Origin of the sequence: Vibrio sp. Y10_XG_PY6, from assembly GCF_024181795.1 — a bacterium.
GTDB classification, from domain to species: domain Bacteria; phylum Pseudomonadota; class Gammaproteobacteria; order Enterobacterales; family Vibrionaceae; genus Vibrio; species Vibrio diabolicus.
Window position 1 is genome coordinate 1640235 of record NZ_JAMZAQ010000001.1, and the last position, 18051, is coordinate 1658285.

The 18051-nt window shown below is 46.3% G+C and carries 14 protein-coding genes; 12 read left to right on the top strand and 2 right to left on the bottom strand.

From position 1 onward, the window contains the following. Positions 1 to 100: 100 nt before the first annotated feature. The 5 genes from NL644_RS07070 (at position 101) to NL644_RS07090 (ending at position 7181) form a co-directional block, all read left to right on the top strand. Positions 101 to 982 (top strand): LysR family transcriptional regulator, encoded by an 882-nt coding sequence (locus NL644_RS07070; RefSeq protein ID WP_005392703.1) that lies wholly within the window; start codon positions 101 to 103, stop codon positions 980 to 982. A 104-nt stretch (positions 983 to 1086) separates the two neighbouring features. After that, positions 1087 to 2169: an efflux RND transporter periplasmic adaptor subunit gene (locus NL644_RS07075; protein WP_181869522.1), complete on the top strand. Its 1083-nt coding sequence runs from the start codon at positions 1087 to 1089 to the stop codon at positions 2167 to 2169. A 10-nt stretch (positions 2170 to 2179) separates the two neighbouring features. After that, positions 2180 to 5242, top strand: coding sequence for an efflux RND transporter permease subunit (locus NL644_RS07080; RefSeq protein WP_114323424.1), 3063 nt, complete (start codon positions 2180 to 2182; stop codon positions 5240 to 5242). Then, positions 5239 to 6741 carry an efflux transporter outer membrane subunit gene (locus NL644_RS07085; protein WP_114323425.1) on the top strand — a complete coding sequence of 501 codons (1503 nt, stop codon included), beginning with the start codon at positions 5239 to 5241 and terminating at the stop codon, positions 6739 to 6741. The genes NL644_RS07080 and NL644_RS07085 overlap by 4 nt, the downstream gene beginning before the upstream one ends. 185 nt (positions 6742 to 6926) lie before the next feature. Continuing rightward, on the top strand, positions 6927 to 7181 hold the full coding sequence (locus NL644_RS07090; RefSeq protein WP_046875806.1) for a hypothetical protein: 255 nt from the start codon (positions 6927 to 6929) through the stop codon (positions 7179 to 7181). A gap of 101 nt (positions 7182 to 7282) precedes the next feature. On the opposite strand, the gene NL644_RS07095 is transcribed toward NL644_RS07090, so the two are convergent. Then, entirely contained in the window at positions 7283 to 9691 is a 2409-nt protein-coding gene (locus tag NL644_RS07095; RefSeq protein WP_114323521.1) for a glycoside hydrolase family 2 protein, read from the bottom strand. Positions 9692 to 9995: 304 nt separating this feature from the next. On the opposite strand from NL644_RS07095, the gene NL644_RS07100 reads away from it, so the two are divergent. Next, positions 9996 to 11582 carry a BCCT family transporter gene (locus tag NL644_RS07100; protein ID WP_005392697.1) on the top strand — a complete coding sequence of 529 codons (1587 nt, stop codon included), beginning with the start codon at positions 9996 to 9998 and terminating at the stop codon, positions 11580 to 11582. Between the two features lie 62 nt (positions 11583 to 11644). Here the strand turns inward: NL644_RS07100 and NL644_RS07105 are convergent, their stop codons facing one another. Then, a complete protein-coding gene (locus NL644_RS07105) occupies positions 11645 to 12373 on the bottom strand; it encodes a UTRA domain-containing protein (RefSeq protein ID WP_085569182.1) in 729 nt (242 codons plus the stop codon). 210 nt (positions 12374 to 12583) lie between these two features. Here NL644_RS07105 and NL644_RS07110 point away from each other — a divergent pair, with 210 nt between their 5' ends. The 6 genes from NL644_RS07110 to NL644_RS07135 are packed head-to-tail and all read left to right on the top strand — an operon-like array spanning position 12584 to position 17844. Continuing rightward, entirely contained in the window at positions 12584 to 13651 is a 1068-nt protein-coding gene (locus NL644_RS07110) for an ABC transporter substrate-binding protein (RefSeq protein WP_104970226.1), read from the top strand. A 12-nt stretch (positions 13652 to 13663) separates the two neighbouring features. Further along, positions 13664 to 14488, top strand: a complete 825-nt coding sequence (locus NL644_RS07115) for an alkaline phosphatase family protein (protein ID WP_114323426.1) — start codon at positions 13664 to 13666, stop codon at positions 14486 to 14488. Continuing rightward, the gene (locus NL644_RS07120) at positions 14485 to 15375 is read left to right on the top strand and encodes an ABC transporter permease subunit (protein ID WP_114323427.1); all 891 of its coding nucleotides are present in this window, start codon (positions 14485 to 14487) and stop codon (positions 15373 to 15375) included. Before NL644_RS07115 ends, NL644_RS07120 begins: the two co-directional genes overlap by 4 nt. 2 nt (positions 15376 to 15377) lie before the next feature. Continuing rightward, positions 15378 to 16166, top strand: a complete 789-nt coding sequence (locus NL644_RS07125) for an ABC transporter permease (RefSeq protein ID WP_114323428.1) — start codon at positions 15378 to 15380, stop codon at positions 16164 to 16166. Then, on the top strand, positions 16163 to 17182 hold the full coding sequence (locus NL644_RS07130) for an ABC transporter ATP-binding protein (protein ID WP_005373862.1): 1020 nt from the start codon (positions 16163 to 16165) through the stop codon (positions 17180 to 17182). The genes NL644_RS07125 and NL644_RS07130 overlap by 4 nt, the downstream gene beginning before the upstream one ends. A gap of 2 nt (positions 17183 to 17184) precedes the next feature. Then, the gene (locus tag NL644_RS07135) at positions 17185 to 17844 is read left to right on the top strand and encodes an HAD family phosphatase (RefSeq protein ID WP_253658223.1); all 660 of its coding nucleotides are present in this window, start codon (positions 17185 to 17187) and stop codon (positions 17842 to 17844) included. Positions 17845 to 18051: the final 207 nt, after the last annotated feature.

Genomic DNA, 18051 nt, shown 5'->3' on the forward strand with positions numbered 1-18051 from the left:
ATTTATATTTCGATAATTAATAATAAGTTTTGTATACCACACATCAATACTCTAGAGTGTCAGGGTTTAGCACGGCGCTCAAAGAGTATGGAGTTCAAGAGTGAAAATTGACGATCTAAAACTGTTCACCAAAGTCGTCCAACTTGGCAGCTTTACAGCGGCAGCCAATGCTTTGGACTTGCCACGAGCAAATGTTAGCCGACGCATTGGAGAACTGGAACGTTACCTCGGAACGCAACTTTTTCACCGCACCACTCGCAGCCTTTCGCTGACAAACAAAGGCGATGCCTACTACCAAGATCTGCAAAAAGTGCTCACCTTACTTGATTCGGCAAACCAGCAAGCCAGTAACGAAAGCATCGAGGTCAGAGGCAAAATCAAACTTGGCCTTCTGCCAGAAACCTATGAACCTCTTCAACCCATTTTGTTTGAATTTCAGGATCAATATCCGCAGGTTGAGCTCGACATTCGCAATATCAACAATGGCTTTATTGATATGTTTCAGCAGGGGTTGGACATCGCGCTGCACGGCGGCATGCTGTTTGATTCAGACATTGTCGCCAGAAAGATCTTAACGCTAGACCGATGTGTCGTTGCCTCACCGAACTACCTTCAAACTCACGGCACGCCCGCTACATTAGAAGAGTTGAGCGATCATCAGTGCATTTGTTTTCGTTGGCCAAATGGCAATGTCGACAACCTTTGGCACTTTCAGGAACAAAACGTAGCGCTCAAACCGAAACTCATTTCCAACAACATCGGCTTTATCAAAAGCTCCACAGTGCTAGACCGCGGCATCAGTTATATCCCAAAACTGTTGGTAAAAAATGAGCTCGAATCCGGTGCATTGGTGCAAGTATTGTCTCAATATGCCGTCACAGAAGAAACGGGGTGGTTACTCTACCCTAAGCCGAAAACGCTGAATCAAGCTAGCCGGCTACTTATTGAACATTTGTGCAATAAAATTCCAAAACTTTTGTAATTTACATTTATTGTCATAAAATTCGTGACATTGAATCATGCACACGCATGATTATCTGAACATCTGTGAATTATAAGATGGCGCCGAAATTATGGAGCCATCTTATGAATCATCAAATCAAAACCGCCGCGCTGAGCACTATCGCGCTCTCTCTACTCGGCTGTAATCAAGCTCAACCTCAGATTGAGGAGCCAAGCGCATCCAGACCCGTTCAAGTAATTGAAGTCAACGAAAGGAATGAAGAACTCAACAAATCATTCAGCGGGATCGTAAAAGCAAAAGAAACCGCCTCACTCTCTTTTCGTGTACCTGGCACCGTGGAAAGCGTGTTCGTAAATAAAGGCAGCTTGGTAGAAAAAGGCCAAGTCATTGCCACGCTGGACAAGCACGATTACCAAGTCTCACTAGAAGAATTACAAGCACGTATGTTAGAAGCACAATCAGCACACAAACTCGCGAAAGCCGAGTTAAAGCGCGTAAAACAAGCAACTTCTGATGATGCCATTGCCAGCGTAAACTTAGACCGAGCCATCAGCAGCTACGAACGTAGCCTCTCAGCCGTCAAAGTGGTTGAGAAAAACATCCAACGTGCAAAAGATGCCCTACGTTACACCACTCTACGTGCGCCATTCACTGGCATTGTTGCCGACGTTTCTATTGATCCACATGAGCAAACCTTGCCGGGCGGCAGTGTTGTGTCAATTCAGCAAGAAGGCAACTGGGAAGTCGACATCGACGTGCCGGAAAATATGATTGCGCAATTCGCACTAGGTCAGCCAGCATCGTTGACTTGGTATGATTCGGAGCAATCCTACCGAGCAACCGTGGCAGAAATCGCGCCGAAAAAGCACCTGCTCAAACAAACCTATACCGTCACGCTAGACATCGATTCGATTTCCAGTGCGCTATTCAACGGTAAAGCAGTCACGGTAAATACCGCTCTCAACACCAGCCACTCAAGCCATTGCTTTCCTTACTCTGCTATTTTGGGTGAGAAACAAACTCTGCACGTGAATGTGGTTCGTGATGCGGTTATTCATTCAGAGCCGGTCAATCTTGACTCTATCGACGCATACCAAGCGTGTGTGACCGGAAGTTTTGAGCAAGGCGATTATGTGGTGATCAGCGGTAGCCATTATCTGAGCGAGGGCGATGCCGCCCCAAACCTGACCATCAAGACGTTGTAGGTGCGAATCCATGATCAATTTAGCTGAATTCGCGATTCGCCAACGTAAGTTCGTTCTGTTCTTTATCGTATTGAGCGTGATCGCTGGCATCTATTCTTACTTCGACTTAGGCAAGTTGGAAGACCCGAGCTTTACGGTAAAAACTGCGGTAGTCGTGACCCTTTATCCGGGGGCGTCTGCCGAAGAAGTCGAACACCAAGTCACCGATACCGTTGAAACCAAATTGCAGGAAATGGCGGAGTTGGATCGCTTGCGCTCATTGTCTCGCCCCGGTTTATCTATGGTCTTTGTTGACCTCAAAGAGAGCCTTAATTCCAAAGCACTTCCGCAGGAATGGGACTTATTGAGACGCAAAGTAGACGATGTAAAACTGCAGTTGCCTTCCAGCGCGCAGATCAGCGTAGTGCAAGACGAGTTCTCTGAAGTCTACGGCATGCTTTTCTCTATCCACAGCACAGATGCTGCACCAGAAGAGTTGCGTCGCTACGCCGAAGAGCTGCAACGCCAAATCAAAGCCGTCGACGGCATCAAAAAGATCGAGCTACACGGCGTTCAACCTCGCGTTGTACATATCGATATGCCAGATGAGCGCCTGGCTCAATATGGTTTGTCGATCGCACAAGTTTGGAACCAACTGAGCACACAAAACAGCACGTTCGAAGCGGGAAAATTCGATGCAGGTACAGAGCGTATTCGTATTGCGCAAACCAGTGAGTTTCAGTCTCTAGAAGACATTCGCAATTTAATCATCAATGGTGGCACCGGAGAGTTTGGCTCGGGATTGATTCGTCTTGGTGACATCGCCGATATCACCATGGGTTATCAAACACCAGCATTGGCAGAAAACCGCTACAACGGAGAGCCCGCTGTCACCTTGGCGGTGAGTCCAGTTCAAGGCATTAACGTGGTGTCACTTGGCGATACGATTCAAGACATCATCGCTAACTACCAAGCAACGCTGCCGCTGGGTGTCGACATCTCGACCGTTGCTTATCAACCTGAAGAAGTACAAAAGTCTATCGACGACTTTGTTGGCAACCTGCTTGAAAGTGTCGCGATTGTTTTTGTGGTGTTGTTGGTTTTCATGGGCTTTAAGAGTGCAACCATCGTTGGCGCAAGCTTGCTCCTGACTATTTTGCTCACGCTTGTATACATGAACATCGCCAGCATCGATTTGCACCGTGTCTCGCTAGGTACGTTTATCCTCGCACTGGGCATGTTGGTGGATAACGCCATTGTGATCACCGATATGATGATCGCCAAGCTCAACAAAGGTATCGAGCGAACTCGCGCCGCGATTGATTCCGTCAAAGAAACCGCCGTGCCACTTTTAGGCGCAACTGTCATCGCGATTATGGGCGCAAGCCCAGTATTGTTCTCCAAAACCGACTCCGCCGAGTTTGCAAGCTCTGTGTTCTACATTGTGGCATCGTCACTGTTGCTTTCATGGATCGTCGCGATGACGTTTACGGTATTAATGGCGTGGATGTTCATCAAGCCAAAAGCTAACAGCGAAGAGACCAAACCGAGCCGTTATAAACAGTTGGTATTCTGGACGGTGGACAACCCGCGTAAAGCATTAGCCGCTTTGGTTCCGCTGATTTTAATCACAGCCGTGGCAATCCCGTATGTGGCCGTGAACTTTATTCCTCAGTCGGATCGCTCAATTGTGTTTCTCGATTACTGGCTACCCAATGGTGCCAAGATAGAACAAACCTCGGCAGACATGCGCAAAGTTGAAGAATGGTTGGTCGCACAGCCAGAAGTGGAAAGTATCTCTAGCTATGTCGGCACCAGTGCACCGCGCTTTTCGGTAACGGTAGAACCTGAGCCGCTCGACCCTGCCTACGGGCAGATTCTGATCAACACCAAAGACTACGAGAGCATCAGTCACTTGGTAACGCGTGGTGATGATTGGCTGAAAGAGGCGTTTCCGGATGCCGAACCTCGCTTCCGAGCGCTGAAGCTGGCAACCAAAGATAAGTTCGCGGTTGAGGTGCGTTTTTCTGGTCCGGATGAAACCGTATTACATCAACTAGCGGCAGAAGCGAAAACGATTTTTGCTTCAAACCCAGATGCAAAATACATTCGCGATGATTGGCGCCAAGAAAGCAAAGTGCTCAAGCCGATTCTAAACCAAGACAAAATGCGTCAAGCAGGCATTAACCGCGCCGATGTCGCTTTCGCGCTAAAACGCGCATCAGACGGCATGCCGCTCGGACAAATGAACCTGAATGATGAGTTGATTCGAATTCAGTTACGTGGCACATCGCAAAACATGGCGTCACTAGAAACGCTACCTGTGCGCTCGCTACTTGGCTTTAACAGCGTTCCGCTTGGTCAAGTGGTGGATGGATTCGAACTGGTTACCGAAGAGAGCATGATTTGGCGACGCGACCGCGTGAAAACCATTACAGTTCAAGCGGGTGTGAGCCGAGACTCCACACCAGCGAACGTTAGGAATGCCATTAAAGATCAGGTTGAAGCCATCCAACTTCCGGCGGGTTACAGCATGGAATGGGGCGGCGAATATTACGATGAAGACAAAGCGGTCACCGACATCATGAAGCAGCAACCAAAAGCAATGCTGATCATGGTGATCATCCTAGTCGCGATGTTCAACGGCTTTAAGCAGCCAATCATCATCCTCGCAACGCTACCACTGGCAGCATCAGGGGCCGTGTTTGCTCTGCTTGGATTCGATAAACCATTTGGCTTTATGGCACTGATCGGAGCCATCACTCTGACCGGGATGATCATCAAAAATGGCATCGTACTAATGGATCAAATTGAGCTCGAACGCACAAATGGCAAGAGCTTGTCTGACGCGATCAAAGAAGCCACGGTCAACCGTACTATGGCCATTTCTATGGGTGCGTTAACGACCGCTCTCGGCATGATCCCGCTGCTGTCAGATCTGCTGTTTGACCAAATGGCGGCAACCATCATCGGAGGCTTGGCGGCCGCAACCATATTGTCACTGTTTGTCATGCCGGCACTGTATCGCCTTGCTTACAAAGAAAAAGCACCATCCACACAAACCAACGCTGAGCTAGAGGAGGCGTCATCGTGAAAAAATTCATTCTAACGCCTGTCGTTCTAGCCCTAAGTTTAGCGGGCTGTGCAGTGGGGCCAGACTACCAAGCACCGACCACCAGCATGGCAGAAACCTACTTGAACGCCGAAAATGCAGGGTTGAGTACCGATTCACAACCCGTTGAGTTTTGGTGGACTAAGTTTCACGATCCGGTGTTGAATCAAATGGTTCAAGACATGCAGAGCCAAAACATTCCGCTGAAAGTGGCGGCCGAGCGGGTGAAAATGGCCAACAATTATAAAACCATGGTGGAGTCATTCAAGGTACCGACAATTAATCTCGGTGCGGGTTACATGAACTATCAGTTCAGTAAAAATGACTCTTCACTCGGTCCGATATTGAATCCACTCAGTGATTCCGTGTCGGGTCTGCCACCTCAAATTGGTAACGTCACCCTAATGGATAATCAGCACGATGGCGTATTTGCAGGCGCGAGTATAGCTTGGGAGGCTGATCTGTTTGGGCGCATCGACCGCCAAGCGAACGCGGCGCAAATTCGTCTCGAACAAGCTCAAATTTATCAAAACGGCTTGAACACGGTGATCACGGCAGATTTGATTCATAACTACTTGCAATACCTAGGCGCAAGCGAGCGCCTTGAGTTAGCAAAGTCGAACTTAGAAGATCAACGACGTACACTCGACCTCGTCGAGAAAGTCGTGCGCAGCGGCTACGGTTCTGATCTCGATTTAGCCCAAGCAAAGGCCACGCTTGCGGCGATGGAATCGCTCGTTCCGCAGTTAGAGATTGCCCAACAAGCGCACAAACATCGTTTAGCAGTATTGCTTGGTGAGCCGCTAACGCAAGTCGAAATCCGTCTGTCTAAGCAACATAGTGTACCTGTCATGCAAGACATGGTGCCGGTCGGTTTACCTTCCGATCTGTTGAAACGTCGTACCGATATTCGCTTAGCCGAGCGCGAAATGGCCGCGCTCAATGAAGAGTTAGCAGCAAGCGTTGCTGATCAATATCCGAAGTTCTTTTTGACGGGTGCTCCGGGGTTGTCTGCGTCAAGCTTTGACGATCTTTTCAGTAGCGATTCTTTCGGTTGGATGGGCGCGGCAGGCGTAAGCTGGAACTTGTTCGATGGGGGTCGTGGCGAGGCAATTGAAGCCATCAACCAAGCGCGTTTTGATTCGGCGACATTGTCTTATCAACATACGGTCGAGGCGGCTTTGGCAGAAACCGAATCCTCGCTGTTTGCTTATGGTCGCAGCCAAGAAAATCAGCGTCGAATCGATGAGGCATTGAAAGCCACCAATAACGCCGTCAACAAAGCTAAGTCACTGTACCGAGCTGGCTTGATTGATCACTTATCGGTTTTAGATGCGCAACGTCAGCAACGCATGATGCAAGATCAGCAAGTCGCGGCAAAGTTACAAACCGCACAAGCTACGATTGCGCTCTACAAATCACTTGGTGGTGATTGGACGCTACAACCAGAAGCACAACCCGAAACGAATGCCAAAGGTTAGGTTTCTTACAAGCCTCACACCTTTGCATCATAACGGATGCCGTTAAATCGGTTAAAAAGAGGCCACTTAGATGGCCTCTTAGTTTGTGAGGCAAATATTTCTACCACCTATACCCTCTCTCGGTTGTATAATGCATGCTCTGAAATATTTTGTTACGTTACCTCGGTAACACCTGAGATTACAACATGAACAACAGCAGATGGGTCGGCTTTATAGGCGGCACGATTGTCTTACTTAGTACCTTTATCCTCTTCGGATCTTCCGTCCATGCTGCTTGGTACCGAATCCCTGCGGAAGCCATTCATGGTATCGCCTTCACTCTGGCTTTTGGTTTAGGGTTAAACAGCCTACTGGCGTACGCGACGGCAATGCTTACTCTCGCAGCGCTATTCTACATAGGTTTTGTTGTTGGCTACCGTATTCATCAGAAACTTAAATAAACTTCTGTCTCAACCTGAGCTTAATAACGGATACTTAATAACTAAAAAGGGAGCAAAGGCCCCCTTCTCAGATATCAGCATATAGATTTTCTATGCCCGTTTTAATCATTAAGGTGGTATACCCTCAACGACTGTTGCATGCCGAAAACATCATCACCTAAATACTCAACCGTCATTGGAACGTTGGTCAGCAGAGTAAAACTGGAGTCACTGAACCTGCCATCAACATCACTTTCCAAATGAACAAAAAACGTAGGCTTGTCAGAAATCAATGTAATTTGGCTTCCTTCAATAGAGACATCAATATTGGCTTTTGCCATAGGCAAAGTTTTCAGCTCATGAGTGCAAAACCATGTGTTGCTTATTCTGTCTTCACCGATTTGCGCTTCAACATAGAAGAAGCCTGACGTAAGTTCATCCTTCTCAACCGATTCATTCAATTGCCACAAAATCGTATTGCTGTCTGCTATGACCGCTTGTTCTAAGCTCCAACATTGCTTTTCTTCCCCTTGCCAATCTACCCACTTGAGCAGTGCGTTGACGCTTGCGGGCTCTTTGGCATCATTGAGCAAATGCAGGCTCAACTTGCCTGTATGCTCGGAAAATACCAAATACTGCGGCGCAAAAAAGCGTTTTGCATGGTAGTGCAACTGCTTCCAACGACCACTGTATTCCAAGCTAGACCAAGAACTGACAGGCCAGTTGTCGTTGAGTTGCCAATACAACATGCCGCGACAAACTGGAGAAATGGCGCGCCAATGATCGCACGCAGTTTTGATCGCGATTGCCTGCTGAACTTGGCTTAAATACAGCATGTTCTCGAATCCAGAAGGAAAACGAAAATAACGCGTGAACATCTCTGTGATGATACTGTTACCACGAGGATTCTTCTGATGTTGTTCAAAGGTTAGGGACGTGATATTCCAATCTTGCTCCGGGACAAACTGCTTAACTTCTGCAAAAGATGGCCAAGATTGAAAACCAAACTCAGAGCAAAAACGAGGATTCACGTCAAGGTAGGCATTGAATGATTTTCCTGAGTGCCAAACGTCCCAAAAGTGCATATCGCCTTTACTATCATCATGCCACGCGTCACCGAAATCCAGTTCACCATTACACGGGGAACTTGGCCAGAAACGGCGAGCGCTATCTTGTTCGGTAATCACCTGCTCAATCATGCGGTTGAGGCGATCGTAGTTAACCGTGTATTTGACTTTATTGTGCTTGGATTCTTCATACCAACCAATGGCACCAATCACTTCATTATCACCACACCAAAGTGCTATTGATGGGTGCTCCTTAAGCCTCGAGATTTGGTATCGAAGCTCATCTTCGACCTCTTTTAAGAAGTCATTATCAGATGGATACAGTGAACATGCGAACATCATGTCTTGCCACACCAACAAGCCGAGCTCATCACACAGATTGTAAAAGATCTCGCTCTCATACTGACCACCGCCCCATACCCGAATCATGTTCATGTTAGCATCAACCGCACTTTGCAAAAGGTTGCGATAACGTGTTTCGCATTCTCGCCCCGGCATTGCGTCAACAGGGATCCAGTTGGCACCTTTGGCATTAATTGGTACGCCATTGACGATGAATTCCATCGCAGAGCCATGTTCATCAGCTTGGTTATTTAGGGTTAACTGACGCAAACCAACGTTGCGCGTTAACTTTTGCTCTCTGCAAGAAATGGTAATGGGGTAAAGATAAGCTTCGCCATAACCTGATGGCCACCAGCGTTGAGGGTCCGAAATGTGGAACTGGCAATGATAGTGACCACTTCCTTTTGTTTGAATGCATTGACGCTCGCCATTAAATTCAACCATCATTTCATGGCGTTGACTGTCCGTTTCCACTTCAACTACTACATCAAGAAACACACTCCCATCGGCTTGCCAATGCTGCTCTGTCGAAAAGCCTTTGAGCCAAAGCTCATTCACAATGTCGATTTGAATGGGGTCGTAAATACCCGATACCATCAAGCAAATGCCCCAATCCCATCCGGAATGACATTGCGTTTTTCGGATCAAATTCATATGCGGAATTTGATTATTTCCCATTGCGGAAGGGATTGGGAAAGGCAATTTTTTGGCGCGTTCCACACCTTCTATATCGACTCTGGCGAATTGAACAAGAACAGTATTTATGCCCTGTTTTAAATAAGGTTTGATATCAACTCGTTGTTGAGTAAACATGTTGCTGCAAGTTAGTGCTAGCTCACCATTAATATAGAAAGTTGCCAAGGTATCGACACGAGTTAGCGTCATCCAAACTTGCTTGGCAGACAACGTAAACGCGTCGACTTCAAACTCACGCGAGATATGCCACTCACACTCTTCAATCCAACGAACTTTGTTTTCATTATCGGCAAAATAAGGTTCCGGAATGCGCTCTGCTTGCAAAAGCGCCGAAATATTATCGCCCGGAATAGACATTGGAATTTCAATATCGGGACGCTGTGGCGAGGTAAGTAACCACTGTCCATTAAGTTCGAAGTGAGCCATTGAGTAAACCTCAGTTTGGAGAAGAAACATGTTTGCTCAATGTAATCCTGAGTAATCCATGCAAAAACAAGGGAAATGTTATTTACATACGAAATGCGGTGCACTTCACGTAAAAACACTTTCCTTTGATCTCTACCCAAAAATCAGCAACTTGGCTAACCTGTTAAAAATTAATCGAAATCTAAGGTTATATTTGCAACTTCGACATGTTAACATCATCGGCTTTTTGAACATCCTCACACTTTTCGTCGAAACGATGTGAGGGGAAATGCACGGCTTCATAGCCCTAAAAAGCGAAGTAATTATGTCAAATATGACGAATGCCGCCTCCCACACAGCGCCTATTCAGGATGCTGACTATTCTGCTATTCATCCCCCATCTCTGCTCAAGCGCCTCGAACTCACCAATCCTGTCTTTTGGTTAAGTGGTAGCTTCCTCACTCTATTCGTTTTACTTGCCCTAACGAATACCGACTCTCTAACCGCAATGGTTAACACCGGCTTCGGCTTTGCTACTAAATATTTCGGAGCTTACTGGCAAGTACTGCTTCTTCTGAATTTCCTTATTGGTTTGGCTCTTGCGTTTGGTCGCACTGGTTATGTGCGTCTAGGTGGTCTAGCGAAACCTGATATTGATAACTTTAAATGGTTGTCAATTGTACTCTGTACCCTACTTGCAGGTGGTGGTGTGTTCTGGGCCGCTGCTGAGCCTATCGCGCACTTTGTGACTGCCCCACCTTTATACGGTGAAGCCTCACCGAAAACTGCCGCAATCAATGCTCTATCTCAGTCTTTTATGCACTGGGGCTTCTTAGCTTGGGCGATCCTTGGTGGCCTATCTTCCATTGTCTTAATGCACTTGCATTACGATAAAGGCCTGCCTCTTAAGCCGCGTACTCTGCTTTACCCTGTGTTTGGCGATAAAGCCATTAAAGGCTGGATTGGTGATGTTGCTGACGCATGTAGCATTATTGCCGTAGCAGCAGGAACAATCGGCCCTATCGGCTTCTTAGGTTTACAAATTAGCTACGCGCTAAACTCATTGTTTGGCCTGCCAGATACGTTCGTAACGCAAAGCATGGTTATCATGGCAGCGATCCTGATGTATACCCTTTCCGCACTAAGCGGTTTGAGCAAAGGTATTCAAATCGTCAGTCGTTACAACATTATTTTGTCTGTGCTGTTAATTGGTTACATCCTGTTCTTTGGACCGACAAGCTTTATTGTTGATGGCTACGTACAAGGCGTTGGTCGCATGGTAGATAACTTCTTCCCAATGGCGCTTTACCGTGGTGATACGGGCTGGCTAAGCTGGTGGACAGTATTCTTCTGGGGTTGGTTTATCGGTTATGGCCCAATGATGGCGATCTTTATTGCTCGTATCTCTCGTGGTCGTACAATTCGCCAATTGATCATGTCTATTAGCATCGCAGCACCGCTGATTACTTGCTTCTGGTTTAGTATCGTTGGCGGCAGTGGCCTTGCGTTTGAACTTGATAACCCTGGCTTGATTTCATCTGCGTTTGAAGGCTTTAACTTGCCTGCAGCACTGCTAGCGATTACGGGTGAATTACCTTATCCAATGATCATTTCGGTTCTGTTCCTGATCTTAACGACAACATTTATCGTGACGACGGGTGACTCAATGACTTACACAATCAGTGTAGTAATGACGGGCTCAACAGAACCAAACGCAGTGATTCGCTCATTCTGGGGCTTGATGATGGGTATTGTCGCTATTGCGCTTATCTCAATGGGCTCTGGTGGTATTTCTGCATTGCAGTCTTTCATTGTAATTACCGCCGTGCCTGTGTCTTTCATTTTGCTGCCAAGCATTTGGAAAGCGCCTGGCATCGCAAGTAAAATGGCAAAAGAGCAAGGCCTCGTTTAAACCGCCTCTCTAACCAATATGCGAAAAAGAGCCCTTCATTGGGCTCTTTTTAATTCTGCGCTTTATCCTACGCTATCAATACGAATCATCACGGCGTCTGGACGCCAATACTCGAATTCGCAGTCCATTAATTTGCCATCTTGTTTGTAGTTTACCCGCCGAATTTTCAGAACGGGTTGTCCTTCAGCCAAGTTCAACGCTTTAGCGACATGAGCAGGTGCTGACGTTGGAATCACATCAAAACGAGAGCGCTTTGTTTCGTAACCATACTTCTCGCGATAAATACCCGTCAGGGACATGGTGAGGTTCTCAGACAATATACCCTCAAACAGTGCCGCTTTGAGCACGTTCTCAACAAACAATACCGCTCGCCCATCAATAAAACGTAACCGTTCAATCACATAAATTGGGGTAATTCGCTCAACCTCTAACGATTTGGCATACTCACCTGCAGCCATTTCACTTCGTACGTTGAGTAACTTGGTTTCTGCAATACGATGCTGCTCTCGAATCATTTGATGGAAGTGAGAACGAGACAACGGGTTGTAACAGATACGCTCCGGAGATACATACCAGCCACGACGCTCTTCTCGGTAGATCAGGCCTTCAGTTTCTAAAGACACCAATGCATCTTTGATAGTGATTCGAGTCGTAGAAAATAGTTCACTGAGCTCTCTTTCTGATGGCAATTTTTGTCCTTCCGACATGATGCCGGAAAGAATCTGCTGCTTTAAGCTGCTTCTAATTTTTCCTAATTGGGTACCAAATTGTCCGGTGCCTGTCGCTCTCATTCTGATCTAGTCCAACGATAATTTGATGAACAACATAAGGCGTGTAAGTAACAAAAATATGACATTAATCAACAGAACACATATTGAGCGTATGAAATATAAGTGCCATAGAAATTAATAAAAACTGTCAAATTACTTGCGCTAAATCGTCACATTCCATCCATAGCATACAAAGCGAACTTACTGACCTAGTCCAGAAGGATGGAGACAATGAAAACTTTGCTAAGTCGTTCAATTACTGCACCAGCGGCAATCATCGCGGTAACGCTTGCAGCACCAACAGTAGCGAAAGAAGCCGATATTGAGTCATTGGTTACCGCAGCACAAAAAGAAGGGGCGGTTTACAGTGTAGGTATGCCTGACAGTTGGGCGAACTGGAAAGACACTTGGGCTGATTTAAAGTCAAACTACAACCTTAAGCACCAAGACACGGATATGAGCTCGGCTCAAGAAATCGCAAAATTCGAAGCTGAGAAGAAAAACGCGACCGCAGACATTGGTGACGTAGGCTTTGCCTTCGCACGTGTAGCGGTTAAAAAAGGCGTCACTCAGCCATACAAACCAACAACTTGGAATGACATTCCAGATTGGGCAAAAGACAAAGATGGTCATTGGGCACTTGCTTACACTGGCACTATTTCTTTTATCTCCAACAATAACCTCGTAAAAGACGCGCCAAAAACGTGGGATGACCTATTAAAAGGCGACTACAAAGTGACCGTAGGTGACGTCGGCGTAGCAGCACAGGCAAACAACGCGGTTCTCGCCGCAGCGTTCGCCAACGGTGGGGACGAATCCAACCTCAAGCCTGCGCTCAAGTTCTTTTCTGAACTCGCGAAGCAAGGTCGTCTTTCATTTACCGATCCGAACATCGCCAACCTAGAAAAAGGCGAAGTGGAAGTGGCGATCATGTGGGACTTCAATGCGTTGAACTACCGCGACAAAATTGACCGCGACCGCTTTACAGTGAGCATTCCTCAAGATGGCTCTGTGATTTCTGGTTATACAACCATAATCAATAAATACGCGAAGAACCCTAATGCAGCAAAGCTTGCTCGTGAGTACATCTTCAGCGATCAAGGGCAAATCAACTTAGCAGAAGGTTATGCGCGTCCAATTCGAACTAACATCACACTGCCTCAAGCAGTGCAAGACAAGCTAATTGCTAATGACCAATACAGCAATGTTCACCCAGTGACTGACTTCTCAGCTTGGGAAAAGTCCGCACGTAAGCTGCCACGTCAATGGCAAGAAAGTGTCTTAATCCACCAGCAATAAGAGTAAGTAGTTATGAGCAATAAGGTCATCCTTGTTGTTCTAGATGGACTGAACTATCAGGTAGCCCGTGATTGCATGGGCTACCTCAATGGTCTTCTAGAACAAAGTCGTTCCCAACAAGAAACTCGCGCAACGCTTTATCCTGTGCAGTGTGAGCTGCCCTCTATGTCTCGCCCACTTTATGAGTGCATTTTAACGGGCGTTCGCCCTGTAGAAAGCGGCATCGTAAACAACAATATCGTTCGTCTATCCAAACACGATTCCATTTTCAGTTTGGCAAAAGCCCAAGGAAAAGTGACCGCTGCGGCTGCCTACCACTGGGTAAGTGAGCTTTATAATCGCACACCATTTGAACCTGTTCGCGATCGTTTCACGCATGATGAAACCCTGAATATCCAGCACGGCTGCTTTTACCATTGGGATCATTATCCTGATGAAGCCTTGTTCCTGGACGCAGAGTATTTACGTCGCAACTATCAACCTGATTTCTTATTGATCCATCCGATGAATATCGACGATACAGGACATAAGTTTGGCCTAGACTCTCGCCAATACCGCAATTGTGCGCGAGGTGCAGACATTATTCTTTCCAACTATATCGATCAATGGCTTGCTGATGGGTATCAAATCATTGTGACCAGCGATCATGGCATGAACAACGATCTTTCTCACGGTGGGATTTTACCTGAAGAGCGAGAAGTTCCCCTGTTTGTCATTGGTGATAAGTTTACCCATCAAGATTGTCATATTAAGCAAACTGATATTTGTGGCACCGTTTGTCAATTGCTAAACCTTGACCACACGAAGCCATACACTCAGGAATTGTTAGCACTATGAGCAGTTCTGTCCTCTCCCCAAGCTCCAACGAATCACGCTCAAATTTGGCAAGTACTTGGTTAAAGCGCTTTAAGCCAGCCATTTGGTTGGTGCCTTTCGCGCTGTTTTTCTACCTATTTCAACTCGCACCGATGATTTGGGTACTGTTAAACAGCTTTATCTACGATGGCGAGTTTGCCTTCGATAACTACATTGAAGTGCTCGACTCCGCCTTTATGATGCAGGCGTTTGGCAACAGTTTGTGGTTAGCTGTATGGTCGAGCATTTTTGGCTTAGCCATTGCGACTTTGTTGGTCTCTTCTCTACGCAGAGTCGATTCTAAAGTCCGCGACGGTGTGATTGCGTTTACGAACATGAGCAGCAACTTTGCAGGCGTACCTCTGTCATTCGCTTTTATTATTATTTTAGGCACCAATGGGGCAATTACCCTTTTGCTCAAACAGTATGGCTTACTCGGTGATTTCGACCTTTATGGTAAATGGGGCCTGCTGGCCATTTACATCTACTTCCAAATCCCGCTGGCGGTGTTGTTGCTCTACCCTGCGTTCGACGCGCTGAGTGATGATTGGCAAGCGGCCGCAGCGCTACTAGGTGCCAAAACATCGCAGTATTGGGCGAAAATCGCTCTGCCAGTGCTCTCACCAGCCTTGTTCGGTACCTTTATTATCTTAATAGCCAACGCGATTGGCGCATATGCGAGTGTTTATGCGTTGACCTCCGGTAACTATAACGTCATCACAATTCGAATCGCGAGTCTGGTATCGGGAGACCTGTTCCTTGAACCTAATCTCGCCGCTGCAATTTCGGTGATTCTAATGGCGTTACTTGCCTTTATCACAGTGATTAACCAATGGCTCATTTCGAAAAGCTATGCAGGTAGGAAGTAGTCATGCACAACGTTAATACTCGATTCCATAAAACGGTGGTTTATTCCATTGTTGGGATCATGCTCATCCCGATTTTAGCGACCTTTGTCTATTCGCTTTCATCACGCTGGGGCGCCACGGTGCTTCCGGATGGTTTCACTTTTGATTGGTACGTTAAATTGCTGACCGACCCACGTTTCTTGCAAGCGTTTAGGCGTTCGCTGTTTATTTGTATTGCTTCGCTAACCCTCAGTGTGATTCTGGTTCTGCCAGCGATATTCGTGGTGTTTTACTACTTTCCGAAGCTCGATAAGCTCATGAACGTATTGATTTTGCTACCATTCGCTGTACCACCAGTCGTGTCGTCCGTCGGCTTGCTTCAACTTTATGCTGACAGTGAAATATCTCTTATCGGTACCCCTTGGATTTTAATAGGCACTTATTTCACCATCGCGTTACCGTTCATGTATCGTGCGATTTCCAATAGCTTCGAAGCAATTAACCTTAATGATTTAATGGACGCGGCACACTTGCTAGGGGCAAGCACAACCAAAGCGTTTTTGATGGTCATTTTACCTAACCTCAAAAAAGGGCTGATGGCATCGCTTTTCCTTTCATTTTCATTTCTATTGGGAGAGTTTGTGTTCGCCAATATTTTGGTCGGCACACGTTATGAAACCTTGCAAATCTACTTGTATAACATGCGTCAGACAAGCGGCCACTTCACGTCTGCCTTAGTGATGACCTACTTCCTATTTATTTTTTTCCTGACTTGGTTGGCAAGTCGTTTCAGCCGAGGAGTCAAACAATGAGCTACGTCACTGCGAAAAATCTGACTAAACGTTTTGGTGATAACACCGTATTTGAGGACATTCACTTTAACATCGAGCAAGGTGAATTCATTACGCTTTTGGGCCCTAGCGGTTGTGGTAAATCGACGCTACTTCGCAGCCTTGCAGGGCTTAACCCTGTCGATGGCGGCGAGATTTGGGTAAACGGAGAAGATATCACGCATCAAGTCCCGCAAGAGCGTGGTATTGGGATGGTCTTTCAATCGTATGCGCTGTTTCCCAATATGACCGTTGAAGGCAACATTGCATTTGGCTTAAAAATGAAAAAGCTTGCGAATGATGATATTCGACGTGAAGTAGCTAAAGTCATCAAACTGGTGGATCTGGCAGGTAAAGAAAAACACTATCCACATCAACTTTCTGGCGGTCAGCGCCAGCGTGTCGCACTCGCCCGAGCGTTGGTGGTGAAACCTCGCATATTATTGCTTGATGAGCCACTTTCTGCGCTTGATGCCAAAATCCGCAAACATCTTCGTCAGCAAATCCGAGATATTCAGAAAGAGATGAATCTCACCACTATCTTCGTAACTCATGACCAAGAAGAGGCGATGATTATGTCTGATCGTATCTTCCTAATGAGTAAAGGGGAAATTGTTCAAGCAGGAACACCTGAAGAAATTTATACTCATCCTGCTAACGAGTTTGTGGCCGGTTTCATGGGGCACTACAACCTTGTAGAAGCCAATAAAGCCAAGCAACTCTTCAATATTGATACCGAATGGAAAGTAGCGATTCGCCCAGAGTCTATATATGTAAAAGAGCAAGGTCGTCAATATGATAGCCACATCTCAGCGCCACAAGTAGGTACGATCACCAACCACCAGCTTCTAGGTAATGTTATTCGCTACCAAGTGAACGTTGAAGAGTGTGAGCTCACTGTTGACTTGCTTAACCGCTCTTCAGAACGCTTACTAGCGAATGGCAGCCAACTAGAGCTACTCTTTAACCTAAACGAAATTCAACCAGTGAGAGCCTAAACATGTCCAAACCTTTGTATGTTTTTGATATGGATGAAACCCTAATAAACGCTGACTGCGCAATGATTTGGAACGAGTTTATGGTTGAGAGAGACATCGCGACTGATCCTTTATTTATTAAGGAAGATCAGCGTCTAATGGCCTTGTACTCTGAAGGCAAAATGGACATGGAAGATTACCTAGCGTTCTCCATGAAGCCACTAGAAAACATGCCGATTGAAGAAGTAAACGCCTTGGTTGAAGAATGTGTTGAAAGCCATATTCTGGCTAAACAGTTTCCTCAAGCCAAAACCCTGATTGAGCAACTGTCTCGTGATGGTATAGATATGGTTATCATCTCTGCCAGCGTCACTTTTTTGGTGGAAGCCGTTGGTCGCCGTCTTAATATTCCAACCGCACTCGGCATCGATTTAATCGAGAAAGACAACCGTTATACTGCTGAAATCGACGGTGTCCCTAGTTATCGTGAAGGTAAAGTCACGCGCTTAAAACAGTGGCTAGAAAATCAGCTTGAGCCTTATTCTGAAATCCATTTCTATACCGATTCAATCAACGATTTGCCTTTATGTGAATACGCAGATTACACCTACCTGGTAAATCCATGCCCACGCCTCAAAGAACACGCGAATCGATCACATTGGACGCTATTACGTTGGAATTAGCCTTCGGTCTTTATAGCAATAAAGGGCAGCGAACTGCTGCTCTTTTCCTTTAATTGTCTGGTTATACGTGAACTCAAATTTGAGACCATCGAAAAACAAACACACCAGTAACAAAATGGCGTAAGCCATGTCGAATTATTAAAAATAATGAAGATTTAGCAGTGTGATATGACAAGATTTATATAACCAAAATGGATAAAGAAAGGG